This window comes from Knoellia locipacati (genome assembly GCF_044791685.1).
GTDB lineage: Bacteria > Actinomycetota > Actinomycetes > Actinomycetales > Dermatophilaceae > Knoellia > Knoellia locipacati_A.
The window spans coordinates 320,757-333,564 of record NZ_CP087730.1; the positions used below are offsets into that span (position 1 = coordinate 320,757).

9 protein-coding genes are annotated in these 12,808 nt (G+C 72.4%); 4 read left to right on the top strand and 5 right to left on the bottom strand.

The genetic code is table 11. The features are described 5' to 3' along the window. Positions 1–11: 11 nt before the first annotated feature. Complete coding sequence (locus LL946_RS01520; RefSeq protein ID WP_404384072.1) at positions 12–968, bottom strand: electron transfer flavoprotein subunit alpha/FixB family protein; 957 nt, start codon at positions 966–968, stop codon at positions 12–14. Positions 969–981: 13 nt separating this feature from the next. Further along, positions 982–1,773 carry an electron transfer flavoprotein subunit beta/FixA family protein gene (locus LL946_RS01525; RefSeq protein ID WP_404384074.1) on the bottom strand — a complete coding sequence of 264 codons (792 nt, stop codon included), beginning with the start codon at positions 1,771–1,773 and terminating at the stop codon, positions 982–984. A gap of 207 nt (positions 1,774–1,980) precedes the next feature. On the opposite strand from LL946_RS01525, the gene LL946_RS01530 reads away from it, so the two are divergent. Then, positions 1,981–2,598, top strand: coding sequence for an HAD family hydrolase (locus tag LL946_RS01530; protein ID WP_404384076.1), 618 nt, complete (start codon positions 1,981–1,983; stop codon positions 2,596–2,598). Between the two features lie 15 nt (positions 2,599–2,613). Here LL946_RS01530 and LL946_RS01535 read toward each other — a convergent pair whose 3' ends face one another. Together LL946_RS01535 and LL946_RS01540 are read right to left on the bottom strand one after the other, a co-directional pair. After that, entirely contained in the window at positions 2,614–3,408 is a 795-nt protein-coding gene (locus LL946_RS01535) for an enoyl-CoA hydratase/isomerase family protein (protein ID WP_404384078.1), read from the bottom strand. A gap of 1 nt (position 3,409) precedes the next feature. Next, positions 3,410–3,937 carry a T3SS (YopN, CesT) and YbjN peptide-binding chaperone 1 gene (locus tag LL946_RS01540; protein ID WP_404384080.1) on the bottom strand — a complete coding sequence of 176 codons (528 nt, stop codon included), beginning with the start codon at positions 3,935–3,937 and terminating at the stop codon, positions 3,410–3,412. Positions 3,938–4,024: 87 nt separating this feature from the next. Between LL946_RS01540 and glgX the strand changes: the two genes are divergently transcribed. The 3 genes from glgX to LL946_RS01555 all read left to right on the top strand — a co-directional run bounded on the left by glgX (position 4,025) and on the right by LL946_RS01555 (position 11,179). Beyond that, positions 4,025–6,190, top strand: a complete 2,166-nt coding sequence (gene glgX / locus LL946_RS01545; RefSeq protein ID WP_404384082.1) for a glycogen debranching protein GlgX — start codon at positions 4,025–4,027, stop codon at positions 6,188–6,190. 100 nt (positions 6,191–6,290) lie between these two features. Beyond that, entirely contained in the window at positions 6,291–10,727 is a 4,437-nt protein-coding gene (locus tag LL946_RS01550) for an FtsK/SpoIIIE domain-containing protein (RefSeq protein ID WP_404384084.1), read from the top strand. Between the two features lie 203 nt (positions 10,728–10,930). Beyond that, positions 10,931–11,179: a WhiB family transcriptional regulator gene (locus LL946_RS01555; protein ID WP_035938865.1), complete on the top strand. Its 249-nt coding sequence runs from the start codon at positions 10,931–10,933 to the stop codon at positions 11,177–11,179. 135 nt (positions 11,180–11,314) lie between these two features. Here LL946_RS01555 and LL946_RS01560 read toward each other — a convergent pair whose 3' ends face one another. Continuing rightward, complete coding sequence (locus LL946_RS01560; RefSeq protein WP_404384087.1) at positions 11,315–12,796, bottom strand: sensor histidine kinase; 1,482 nt, start codon at positions 12,794–12,796, stop codon at positions 11,315–11,317. Between the last annotated feature and the right edge of the window lie 12 nt (positions 12,797–12,808).

Sequence of the window (12,808 nt, forward strand, 5' to 3'; positions counted from 1 at the left end):
GTGCGGGTGGGTCAGCTCTTGGCCTTCTTGACGGCCTCGGTGGCCTGCGGCAGGACGGTGAAGAGGTCGCCGACGACACCGAAGTCGACGAGCTCGAAGATCGGGGCCTCCTCGTCCTTGTTGACCGCGATGATCGTCTTGGACGTCTGCATGCCGGCGCGGTGCTGGATCGCGCCCGAGATGCCCGCCGCGACGTAGAGCTGCGGCGAGACCTGCTTGCCGGTCTGGCCGACCTGGTTGCTGTGCGGGTACCAGCCGGCGTCGACCGCGGCGCGCGAGGCGCCCACGGCGGCGCCGAGGCTGTCGGCGAACTGCTCGACCGGGCCGAAGTCGCCGCCGGTGCCGCGACCACCGGAGACGACGATCGCCGCCTCGGTGAGCTCGGGACGGCCGGTGGCGGCCTTGGGCTTGGACTCGACGATCCGGACCGCCTTGGCGGCGTCGGAGAGCGTGAGCTCGATCGTCTCGACCTCACCCGCGGCGGGGGCCGGCTCGATGGCGACCGAGTTCGGCTTGACCGCGATGATGGCCGAGCCCTTGGTCACGGTCGACTTCACCGTGTAGGAGCCGGCGAAGACCGACTGGGTCGTCTCGACGCCCTCGCCACCGGCGGTGACGTCGACGGCGTCGGTGATGAGACCGGACTCGGTGCGGATCGCGAGCCGGGCCGCGATCTCCTTGCCGGCCGCGTTGCTCGGGATGAGCACGGCGAGCGGGGAGGTCTTCTCGACCACCGCCGCGAGGATCTCGGCCTGGGGGGCGACGAGGTACTCGAGGGCGTCGGGGGCGTCGTAGACGTAGACCTTGTGGGCGCCGTACTTGGCCAGCGTGACCTGCGCGGTCTCGGCGTTCGGGCCGATGTAGACGGCGGAGGGCTCGCCGAGGCGGCGGGCGATCGTCAGGAGCTCGGCGGTCGCCTTGCGGATCTTGCCGCCGGCGTGGTCGACGAGGACGAGAACTTCAGCCATGGGTGATTTCTCCTCAGACAAACTTCTGGGCGGACAGGAACTCGGCGAGCTTGGTGCCACCGTCGCCCTCGTCGGTGACGAGCTGGCCCTGCTCACGCGGCGGGCGCTTGGCGAACGAGGTCACCTTGGTCCACGCGGCGTCGAGGCCGACCTGGCCGGCGTCGATGCCGAGGTCCGCGAGGGTCCAGGTCTCGACCGGCTTCTTCTTGGCGGCCATGATCCCCTTGAAGGAGGGGTAGCGCGGCTCGTTGATCTGGTCGGTGACCGAGATGAGCGCGGGGAGGGTCGACTCGATGGTCTCGGACGCGACGTCGCCGTCACGGCGGATCGAGACCTTGTCGCCGTCGATGGTGAGCTCGGAGGCGTAGGTGACCCCGGGGAGGCCGAGACGCTCGGCGACCATCGCCGGCACGACGCCCATGACGCCGTCCGTCGAGGACATGCCCATGAGGACGAGGTCGGGGTTGCTGCCACCCGCGGCCTTCTTGACGGCCTCGGCGAGCACGAGGGAGGTCGCGGCGGAGTCGGAGCCGTGGATGGCCCCGTCGCTCACGTGGACCGCCTTGTCGGCGCCCATCTGCAGAGCCTTCTTGACCGCGTTGACGGCCTGCTCGGGGCCGACCGTGATGACGGTGACCTCACCCTCGCCGGCCTCGGCCAGCTTGAGCGCCTCCTCGACCGCGTACTCGTCGAGCTCCGAGAGCAGGCCCTCGACGCCCTCGCGGTCGGTCGTGTTGTCGGCCTCGTTGAAGGTGCGGTCGGACTGTGCGTCGGGCACGTACTTGACGCAGACGACGATGTTCATGCGTGCCTCGTCCTCTTCTCTGGGATGGGTTCCGGGGGTGGTCAGGTCCACGCACGAGCGTATGCCGGGTGCTCGCCTCCCGGAGAATCCTCCGGGCGTGATGGTGGGCACAACCAAACTGCCTGGTGCTCAGCCGCACAGGGAGTGGTGACTAGGGGACCATCGGAAGGAGACGAAGCCGAGCAGTCGAGCTGAGGAGGGAACGCCGTGATCAAGGTCCTCCTCCTCGACCTCGACGGCGTCCTGCGGATCTGGGACGCCTCGCTGACCGAGGCGGTGGAGCTCAGCCACGGACTGCCGGCGGGGGCCTTGACCACGGTCGCCTACGCCCCGGAGTGCATCGGCCCGGCGCTGACCGGGGCCATCGACGACCGTGCGTGGCGCGACACCGTGGCCCAGGTGCTCGCCGCCGACCACGGTGAGGGCGCCCGCGCCGCGGTCGAGGAGTGGATGCTGCCTGCGGGTGAGGTCGACACCGAGGTCCTGGAGGTGGTCCGGCGCGCCCGCACGAGGCTGCAGGTCATGCTGCTCACCAACGCGACGAGCCGACTCGAGGACGACCTCGTGCGGCTGGGCCTGGCGGACGAGCTCGACGACGTCGTCAGCAGCCACCAGCTCGGTCTGACCAAGCCCGACCCCGACGCGTTCAGCCGTGCCGCGCTGAGGACGCGGTTGATGTTCAGCGAGATCGCCTACGTCGACGCCTCCCGCGAGAACATCGCCACGGCGGAGATCCTCGGGATCACCTCACACCTCTACCGCGACGTCGAGGGCCTCAACGAGTTCGTCGACGAGGTCCTCGAGGCGACGGCCTCCGTGCACTGACCGGTGACGCCCGGCTCAGGCGCCCTCGAAGGTCGCCTTGCCCGGGCCGTTCTCGAGGAACGAGCGCATGCCCGCGTCGCGGTCCTTCGTGGCGAAGACCGACGCGAAGAGCAGCCGCTCGATCTCGAGGCCGCTCTGCAGGTCGACCTCGAGGCCGGAGTCGATGGCCTCCTTGGCCGCGCGGATCGCGTAGGCCGGCCCACCGGCATACCGGCTCATCATCTCCTTGGCGGCGGTGAGGACGGCCTCGGAGCCGCGCTCACCGGGGTCGACGACCGCGTCGACGAGGCCGATCGCGAGCGCCTCGTCGGCGTCGACGAAACGCCCGGTGAAGATGAGGTCCTTGGCCTTGGCCGGACCGATGAGGCGGGCGAGCCGCTGCGTGCCGCCGGCGCCGGGGATGACACCGAGGAGGACCTCGGGCTGCCCGAGCCTGGCGTTGCTGGCCGCGATCCGGAAGTCGCACGCGAGCGTGACCTCGCAGCCACCACCGAGCGCGTAGCCGGTGATCGCGGCGACGGTCGGCTTGGGGATGCGGGCGAGGGCCCGGGTGAAGTCCTGGAACAGGTGCGAGTGGTCGACCATGTCGGTGTAGGACCAGTCAGCCATCTGCTTGATGTCGACACCGGCCGCGAAGACCTTCTCGCCGCCGTAGACGACGACCGCGTAGACGTCCTTGCGCTCGCTCGCCTCGGCCGCGGCGGCGATGAGGCCGTGCTGCACCTCGTCGTCGAGCGCGTTCATCGGCGGCCGGTCGAGGCGGATGACGGCGATGCCGTCCTCGACCTCGAGGCGCACGACCTCGCTCACGTCAGCTGCCCTGGGTCGGCGCCGCGCCGTTGGCGTCGGGACCCGGCGCACCCTGCTCTCCCGGCGTGCCCTGCTCGCCCTGGCCCTGACCGGGCTCGAGACCGAGCGCGCGCTCGTGCCAGAGCTGGACGGCCGAGAGGATGATCGAGGTGCTCACCTGCACGAGGGTCGCGACGTCGGCGCCCTGGACGACGAGGTGCTCGCTGGTGACGACGAGGGTGTTGTTGGCGACACCGGTCTTGACGCAGTTGAGCGAGAGGTTGACCTCGTTGCACGTCGCGGAGACCTTGTCGGCGTCGCTCGCGACCTCGTCGGGGAGGGTCCACTGGCCGAAGACGCGCATGACCGGCAGGTCACCCTCGGTGACCCGCACGAAGATCGTCTGGTCGTTGGCCTGGTAGGCCACGTCACCGTCGGTGTCGATGTTGGGCTGGGCGCCGGCGTCGACGAGCACGTCGAGCACGCGACCGCGCAGCGGGTGCTCGTTCGCGGGCGGCGGGAAGTTGGGGAGGGAGGTGGGATCACTCATGAGTCCACCTTGTCATGGCCCGCGTGCGACGCGCGCGGGTGTGGGTCACAGTGCGCCGGGCCCGGACGGCCTCAATAGGCTGCGCGCATGACGCCGCTGACGTCCGCCGCCGCAGCTCCCTCCCTGCGCGTTGCCCCGGACCTTCCCCCCGCTCCCGGCGTGACCGTCGTCGAGGGCGGGATCGAGGTGAGCGTGTATGCCGGGCACGCGGACTCCGTGGAGCTGTGCCTCTTCGACGAGGGTGACACCGAGGGTGCGAGCGAGCGCCGGGTGGCCCTGGTCGACCACGCCTACGGGTGGTGGTTCGGCTTCGTGCCCGACGTCGGCGTGGGCCAGCGCTACGGCTTCCGGGTCGACGGCGAGTGGGACCCCGAGCGAGGCATGCGGCACAACCCGGCTCAGCTGCTCATGGACCCCTACGCCCGGGCCATCGAGGGTCAGGTCCGCTGGGGACCGTCGGTCTTCGGGCACGTCGTCGACGACGGCACGTGGCGGGGTGACGGCTCGACCCCGTCGGCCGGCGACTCAGCCCCCGACATGCCGCGATGCGTCGTCATCGACTCCGCGTTCGACTGGGGCGACGACGCTCCACCGGCGGTCACCCGCAGCGAGACGGTGATCTACGAGACCCACGTCCGCAACCTGACCATGAACCTCGAGGACGTGCCCGAGGATCTGCGAGGCACCTACGCCGGCATGGCGCACCCGGCGACGATCGAGTACCTCACCGCCCTCGGCGTCACCGCCGTCGAGCTGCTCCCGGTCCACTCCTTCGCCTCCGAGCCCTTTCTCGTCCAGAAGGGCCTGGCCAACCACTGGGGCTACAACACACTCGGCTTCTTCGCGCCCCACGCGCCCTACGCCTCGGCGACCGACCCGCAGGCCGTCGTCGACGAGTTCAAGGGCATGGTCAAGCTGCTCCACGCCGCCGGGCTCGAGGTCATCCTCGACGTCGTCTACAACCACACCGCGGAGGCGGACGGCACCGGCGCCACGCTGTCCTTCCGCGGCCTCGACAACCGCGCCTACTACCGCCTCGACGAGCGCGGCCGCGACATCGACGTCACGGGCACCGGCAACACCCTCGACCTGCGCCACCCGGTCATGGCCCGGCTCGCCCTCGACTCGTTGCGCTACTGGGTGAACGAGTGCCACGTCGACGGCTTCCGCTTCGACCTCGCCGTCGCCCTGGGCCGAGGCCGCACCGACGAGTTCGACCCGGACCACCCCTTCCTCGTCGGGCTGCGCACCGACCCCGTGCTCTCGCGCACCAAGCTCATCGTCGAGCCCTGGGACGTCGGGCTGCACGGGTGGCGCACGGGCCAGTTCCCGCCGCCCTTCTCGGAGTGGAACGACCGCTTCCGTGACTCCGTGCGCGACTTCTGGCTCGGCGACCACCGCCCCTCGATGCCGGGCCAGGTGGCCCACGGCGTGCAGGACCTCGCCACCCGGCTCGCCGGCTCACGCGACCTCTTCGGCACGCGAGACCGCGGGCCGACGGCCTCGGTGAACTTCGTGGCCGCGCACGACGGGTTCACGCTCGCCGACCTCACGGCATACGACGTCAAGCACAACGAGGCCAACGGCGAGGACAACAACGACGGCTCCAACGGCAACCGCTCGTGGAACCACGGCGTGGAGGGGCCGACCGACGACGAGCAGGTGCTCGCCCTACGGCGGCGCTCGATGCGCAACCTGCTGGGCACGCTCATGCTCTCGTCGGGCATCCCGATGGTCAACGCCGGCGACGAGTTCGGCCGCAGCCAGGGCGGCAACAACAACCCCTACAACCAGGACAACGAGACGACCTGGTTCCGGTGGCCGCTCGAGCCGTGGCAGGAGGACCTGCTCGCGACGACCCGCCACCTCACCGCGATCCGCCGCGAGCACCCGGCCCTGCGCCAGCGGACCTGGGCCGAGGGCAAGGAGGTCCACGAGGACGGCTCGATCGACCTCGCCTGGTACGCCGCCGACGGCTCGCCCATGCACGAGTGGTCGGCCCCGCACCAGCGGACCCTCCAGATGCTCGTCAACGGTGCCTGGCTCGGGCACGAGTCGGTGCTCGTCGTGCTGCACGGCGGGCTCGAGGAGCAGCGGGTGTCGCTGCCCCAGGCACCCGGGCTCGCCGGCTACCGACTGCTCTGGGACAGCGAGTGGGAGCGTCCTCAGGACGGCGGTGTCGCGGCCGCCGGTGCCGAGGTCACCTTCGCGCCGTTGAGCATGCGCGCGTATGCCGTGACCGACCCGACCTGAGTCCCTCCGCCTCGGCGGACGGCGACTGTGCCCTCCGCTTCGGCGGAGGGCTGTGGACAACTCCACGGCCTCTTCCGCGTTCCTCCCTAGCCTGCTGGCCATGGAGCCGCCCATCGAGCTGGACCTCACCGTCCTGCGCCCCGCGCGCCGGCAGTCGGGCGTGGACGTGCGCGTCACCGCGCCGGCGGGCACGACGTGGGGGGCCGTCGTGCGGCTGCTCGCCGAGGTGGTGGGCGCCGAACCCTCGAGCGTGAGCTGTCACGGGCTCGCGCTCGAGCCCGACGCCGTCGTCGGGATGCCGCCGCTCGTGCACGGAGCGACGCTCGTGCTCGACGAGCCGCCTCGCCCGGCACCACGCTCGACCGCGCCGATGGACCTCGTGGTCGTCGCGGGCCCGGACCCGGGGAGGCGCCACCCGGTGGCTCCGGGTGGGCTCGTCGTCGGGCGTGCTGCGGGCATCGGGATGAGCCTCGACGACGACCACCTCAGCCGACGGCACGTGTCGATCACGCCTGTCGACAACGGTTTTCGCGTGGTCGACCTGTCGTCGACCAACGGAACGCGGTGCGGCGACACGGTGCTCGGCGGACCCGCTTCCCACGGGACGTCGGCCGACGACGCCGGGGAGGGCGCGGGCGCCGGGGAGGGCGCGGGCGCCGGGGAGGGCGTGGGCGGTGGGGTGGCCGACGGCGGTGTGGTCGTGGCCGGTGGTGAGCTCATCGCCATCGGCTCGTCCCTCCTGACCCTGGTGCGCTCCGTCGAGGCGACGGTGCCCGTGCACGCGCGCGGCGACGGCCGCGTCACGGTCAACCGCGCGCCGCGCACGGCCTCTCCGGTCTTGGCGCCCACGGTCTCCGCCCCCTCTCCCCCGACCCCGCCGCGTCGCGCCAGGGTGCCGTGGCTGGCCGCCGTGCTCCCGCTGCCCTTCGCGGGAGTGCTCGCCGTGGTGTTCGGTCCACAGATGCTCGCCTTCGCCCTGCTCTCCCCACTCACGCTCGTCGGCAACGTCGTCGCCGACCGGGTCGGTGCCCGCCGCGACCACGCCCGAGAAATCGCCGCCCACGAGGTCGAGCTGCGTCGCCGGCGGGACGAGCTCGACGCCGCGCGGGCGCTCGAGCGCGGGCAGCGCTGGCGCGACGCACCGGACCCGGCCACCGTCCTCGCCATCGCATCCGGTCCGGGCACCCGTCTGTGGGAGCGCCGTCATGGGGTGGCCGGCTTCGGGAGGGTGCGGGTGGGCGTCGGTGCCCTGCCGTCGCGCTCCGGCTGGGCCCCACCCGGCGGCGGTCCGGTCGAGCACCCGCCGTTGCGTGACCTCCCGGTCGAGGTCGACCTGGCCGCGGTCGGCGGCCTCGGCATCGCCGGGACCAGCGACGACGTCGAGGCGGTCGTGCGTCACGTGCTCGGCCAGGTCGCGACCCTGCACTCACCGCGTGACGTGCGGCTTGTCGTGAGCGATGGCGGTCCCGGCTCCCCGCTCGGCTGGGCTCGCTGGCTGCCGCACACGACGGCATACGGAGACCTGCGCAGGTGTCTCGAGGTCCTGCGGGAGGTCGTCACGGCGCGTGAGGAGGAGCGTGGCCGCGGCCAGGCTCCGGCCCGGCCGACCGTCCTCGTCGTCACCCCCGACGTCGAGGCACAGGGCGACCTCGCCGGTGAGCTCGTCGACCTGCTGGAGCGCGGTCGCGACGTCGGCGTCTGGTCGCTCGTCGGCGCTCGGAGGGCGAGCGCGCTGCCCTCGTCGTGCCACGCGGTGCTCGGTCTCGGCCATGGGGTCGGCGACGGCGCCTCCCGCCTCGACGTCGAGGGCCAGGAGCCAGTGGTGGCGTTCACTGCCGACCTCGTCGGATGGTGGTGGGGCGAACGCGTCGGCAGGTCGCTCGCGCCCCTCGTCGACGGGTCGTCCGGAGGTGACGCGGTCCCCGACGCGGTCGACCTGTTCGACCTCACCCCGTGGCTCGGGGACGCCACCGGCACCGTGGGCGAGGAGCCCGCCTCCGTCCCCCGGCTCGTCGGCCACTGGAGAGCTGGGGGCGGCAGGCCGGTCGCACGTCTCGGCCGCCTCGCCGGCGATCCCTGGACCATCGACCTCGCAGTCGACGGCCCGCACGTGCTCGTGGGAGGCACCACCGGTTCCGGCAAGTCCGAGCTCCTGCGCACCCTCGTGGCGTCGCTGGCGCTCGAGTGCTCGCCGGAGGACCTGTCGTTCGTGCTCGTGGACTACAAGGGCGGATCCGCGTTCGGCGAGTGCGCCGAGCTGCCGCACACCGTCGGCGTCGTCACCAACCTCGACGAGGGCCTGGCCCAGCGTGCACTGGTGAGCCTCGGGGCCGAGATCACCCGTCGCGAGGGCCTGCTCGCGGGTTGGGGTGCTCGCGACTTCGACGACCACCGCCGGCGCGGTGGCCTGCTGCCACGACTCGTCATCGTCGTCGACGAGTTCCGCATGCTCGCCCAGGAGCTCCCCGAGTTCGTCTCGGGCGTGGTCTCCCTGGCCGCCGTGGGTCGCTCGCTCGGCGTCCACCTCGTCCTGGCGACGCAGCGTCCCGCCGGGGTGGTCACCGCCGACATCCAGGCCAACGTCAACCTGCGGATCGCCCTGCGCATGCGCGACGTCGCCGACTCGACCGACGTCATCGGCGGCCCCGAAGCCGCCCGGATCTCGCCGAGCCGACCCGGGCGGGGGTTCGCGCGAGGTGGTGACGGCGAGCTCGTCGAGTTCCAGGCGGCTCGGGTCGGAGGCGGCTCCCACAGCGCGGCCCTGAGGCTCGAGGTCCTTGACCACACCGGCGCCCCGTCATCCATGACCGGCTCGCTGGCGACCTCGGCGGCGCCCGCGGACTCGACGGGAGCCGTCGAGATCCGTGGCGGGTCGCCGGCGACCACGGGACTGGGCCGGGTCGCCTCCCTCGTCCTCGCCGCAGCGGCCGCCCTGCGCGTCGCCGAGCCCCACCACCCCTGGCTGCCACCGCTGCCCGAGCGGCTCGACCCCACCACCCTCGGCGCCGACGGGGTCGGGCTCGTCGACCTTCCCGCCCTCCAGCGGCAGGACGTTCTCGAGCACCGATCCGGGGAGGGTCACTGGCTGCTCGTCGGCGGGCCGCGTTCGGGACGCACGACGGCGCTGCGCACGGTGCTGGCCTCACACGTCGCTCCGGCCGGGTCGCCGACCCACGCCTACGTCATCGACACCACCGGTGAGCTCGCCGACCTCGAGCAGCTCCCCCAGGTCGGCGCCGTCGTCGACTCCCACGACGTCGCCCGGTGCCGTCGTCTCCTCGACCGGCTGCGCGAGCGGAGCATGGGCGACGACGACCCGACTCCTGCCCTGCTGGTCGTCGACGGGTGGGAGCGTCTCGACGCCGAGGGCGACCTCGCCCTCAGCGGGTTGCGCGACGACCTCCTCGACCTCCTGCGCGCCGGCCATCCCACGCTCCGCGCCGTCGTCACCGGGGACCGGTCCACGCTCTCCAGCCGGCTGTCAGCCCTCGCCGGCGAGACCTTCCTGCTCCCCCTCGCCGACCCCGGCAAGGCCGCGTACGCCGGGCTCTACCGGCGCGACCTCCCGTCCAGCCGCGCGCCCGGCCGAGCCGTGCGCCTGCGCGACCGCACCGAGGTCCAGTTCTCGGTGCGCGACCCACTGGCGGAGGCGGCACCTCTCGCGGGCGCGGCGGTGCCTGGCACATCGGAGGCGCCGGAGCCGATCCGGGTACCCCGACTGCCCGCGCTGGTCGACCACGCGTCCCTCGTGTCCCACGTGTCCGGAGTCGATGCCGCCGGGCCGGGTGGTCGTCGTGCCCCCGAGGGCGGCGGTCGTGGTGACCGCGAGAGCGTGCCGCCGCGGGCCGACGTCCTCCCAGTCGGGCTCTCGGCGGACACCGGCTCGGTCGCCCACCTCGACCTCACCCGGCTCGGCCGACGAATCCTCGTCGCCGGCCACCCGAGGTCGGGGCGCTCCACGACCCTGACCACGATCGGGGCCTCGGCCGTGCTGGCCGGGTGCACGGTGGCCGTCGTCGAGTCCGGCACCGGTTCTGTCAGCGAGGTGGTGCGGGCGGTCGCAGCCGAGGCGGGCCGAGGCAAGGCGTTCCGCGTCGACCCCTGGGACAGCGGGCCCCTGGTCTCGGCAAAGCGCCGGTGCCCCGGCCTCGTCGTGCTCGTCGACGACGCCGACCGGCTCGACGGCACCGCCGTGGAGCCGGTCCTGCTCGAGGTGATCGCCCTGGCCGACCGCGACCGGGCGCTCGTCGTGGCGGCGACCACGGTGGCTGCCGTCACCGCGCAGTTCCGGGGAGTCCTGCCAGCGGTCGCGCGAGCCCAGGCAGGAATCCTGCTCGGTCCCCGCGCGCCGGGCGACGGCGAGGGCTTCGGGATCAGGGCGCCCCGAGGGGTGGCGGCGCTCCCGGGGCGGGCCCTCCTGGTGAGCGGCCGGGAGGCGGAGGAGATCCAGGTCGCTCGGGTCCGTCATGTCGGCGCGGAGCTCGCCGCGGGTCGGCGCCCCGCGGAACACCTGCGTCAGCCCACTCGTTGCGCGTGAAGAAGGCTTCGCCGACGGGTGAGGAAATGCAGATTCTGTGCCGCTGGGCCTGTTCGAAATTGGGTCGGTGGGTCTAGACTGACACTTCGGACGTCTGCGTGTTGACGTCCGGTGGTTTGCAAGGGCGCAACCCGAATGTTGGCCCTGCTCCACCCCCGCATGCGGCCAGCACCACTGATCTCCACGGACAAGGAGCACCACCCATGGATTGGCGCGACCGCGCTGCCTGCCTCGATGAGGATCCCGAGCTGTTCTTCCCGATCGGGAACACCGGCCCGGCGATCATGCAGATCGAGGAGGCGAAGGCAGTCTGCCGCCGCTGCGACGTTGTCGACACCTGCCTCAAGTGGGCCCTGGAGTCGGGACAGGACGCCGGCGTCTGGGGCGGACTCTCCGAGGACGAGCGGCGCGCACTCAAGCGCCGCAACGCCCGCGCCCGCCGCGCAGGCTGACTGCAGCCACGGACTCGACCGGCCCCGCCCGACAAGGCGGGGCCGTTCTCGTTGTCCTGCAGGATCGGCGCGCTGACCGCGCCGGGCGCCGGCAGCGCCAGGGAGCCCGGCTCGAACCCCTCCGCCTGGCGGACCTCAGCGCGTGAGCGGACGCAGCCGCGCGGTGAACTCGACCCGGGTGCCGTGCGGCGACGCCGGCTCCCACCGGATCCGGCCCTGGAGGTCCTGCACCAGCGAGGTGACGATCCGCGTCCCCAGTCCTGCGAGCACCGGCCGGAACCCGGCCGGCAGGCCGGTGCCGTCGTCGGTGATCGTCACGGTCAGTCCGTCGACCCCCGGGTCCACCTCGGACCGCTCGACGTGGACCTCGATGCGTCCGCCACGCGACGCGAGACCGTGCTCCACGGCGTTCTGGACCAGCTCCGAGACGATCATCGCCAGCGACGTCGCATCCTCGGCGCGCATCCGACCGAACGTCCCCGTCAGCGTCGACTCGACCCGGTGCTCGGTGACGGCGACGTCGACGACGGCGCGCAGCCCGCGCAGCGCGATCTCGTCGAAGTTCACCGTCTCGTCGATGCCCTGGCTCAGGGTCTCGTGCACGAGCGCGATCGTCCCGACCCGCCGCACCGCCTCGTCCAGCGCGTTGCGCGCCGTCTCGTCCGGGACTCGCCTGGACTGCAGCCGCAACAAAGCCGCGACCGTCTGCAGGTTGTTCTTGACCCGGTGGTGGATCTCACGGATCGTCGCGTCCTTGGTGATGAGCTCCTGCTCGCGCCGCCGCAGCTCGGACACGTCGCGCAGCAGCAGCATCGCGCTCTGCCGTACGCCGCCTTCGGTGAGCGGGATCGCGCGCAGGCTCACGCTGGCCGACTGCGTCGAGACCTCGGTCCACCACGGCGCCCGGCCGGTGATGACGACGGCGAGCGACTCGTCGACCGTCGAGCCCGAGCCCTGCAGCAGGTCGGCCACCACCGTGGCGAGGACCTCACCGATGACGTCACCGCGGTGACCCAGCCGGTGGATGGCGCTGATCGCGTTGGGGCTCGCATAGAGGACGGTGCCCTCGATGTCGAGGTGCACGACGCCGTCGCCGACGCGAGGGGCACCACGTCGGGCCCCGGTCGGCGCCGCGGTGCTGGGGAACTCCCCCGCCGCGATCATCCGGGTCAGCGACTCGGCGAGCAGTCGGTAGGTCAGCTCGAGACGGCTCGGGGTGCGGCCGGTGATGACGTTGCTGTGGCGGGTGATGACGGCGAGCGACCGACCCTCACGCACGACCGGAATCGCCTGCTCCCGCACGGCCGTCTCACCGTGGCCCTCGGGCTCGCGCCCGTTGACGATCCGACGGTGGCGGTAGGCCTCGGAGAGGATCGGCTCACGCCACCGGCCCGAGGTCCGTCCCACGACGTCGTCGTAGAAGACCATCGGTCCGGTGTTCGGCCGCACGTGGGCGACGGCGCGCCACCCGTCGAGGCCCGTCGGCACCCACAGCACGAGGTCGGCGAAGGACAGGTCGGCGATGAGCTGCCAGTCCCCGACGACCAGGTGGACCCATTCGATCTCGTGGTCCTCGAGGGTCGTCGACGCCCTGAGGGACTCAGCAAGGGTGCTCACGCGGCGAGCCTA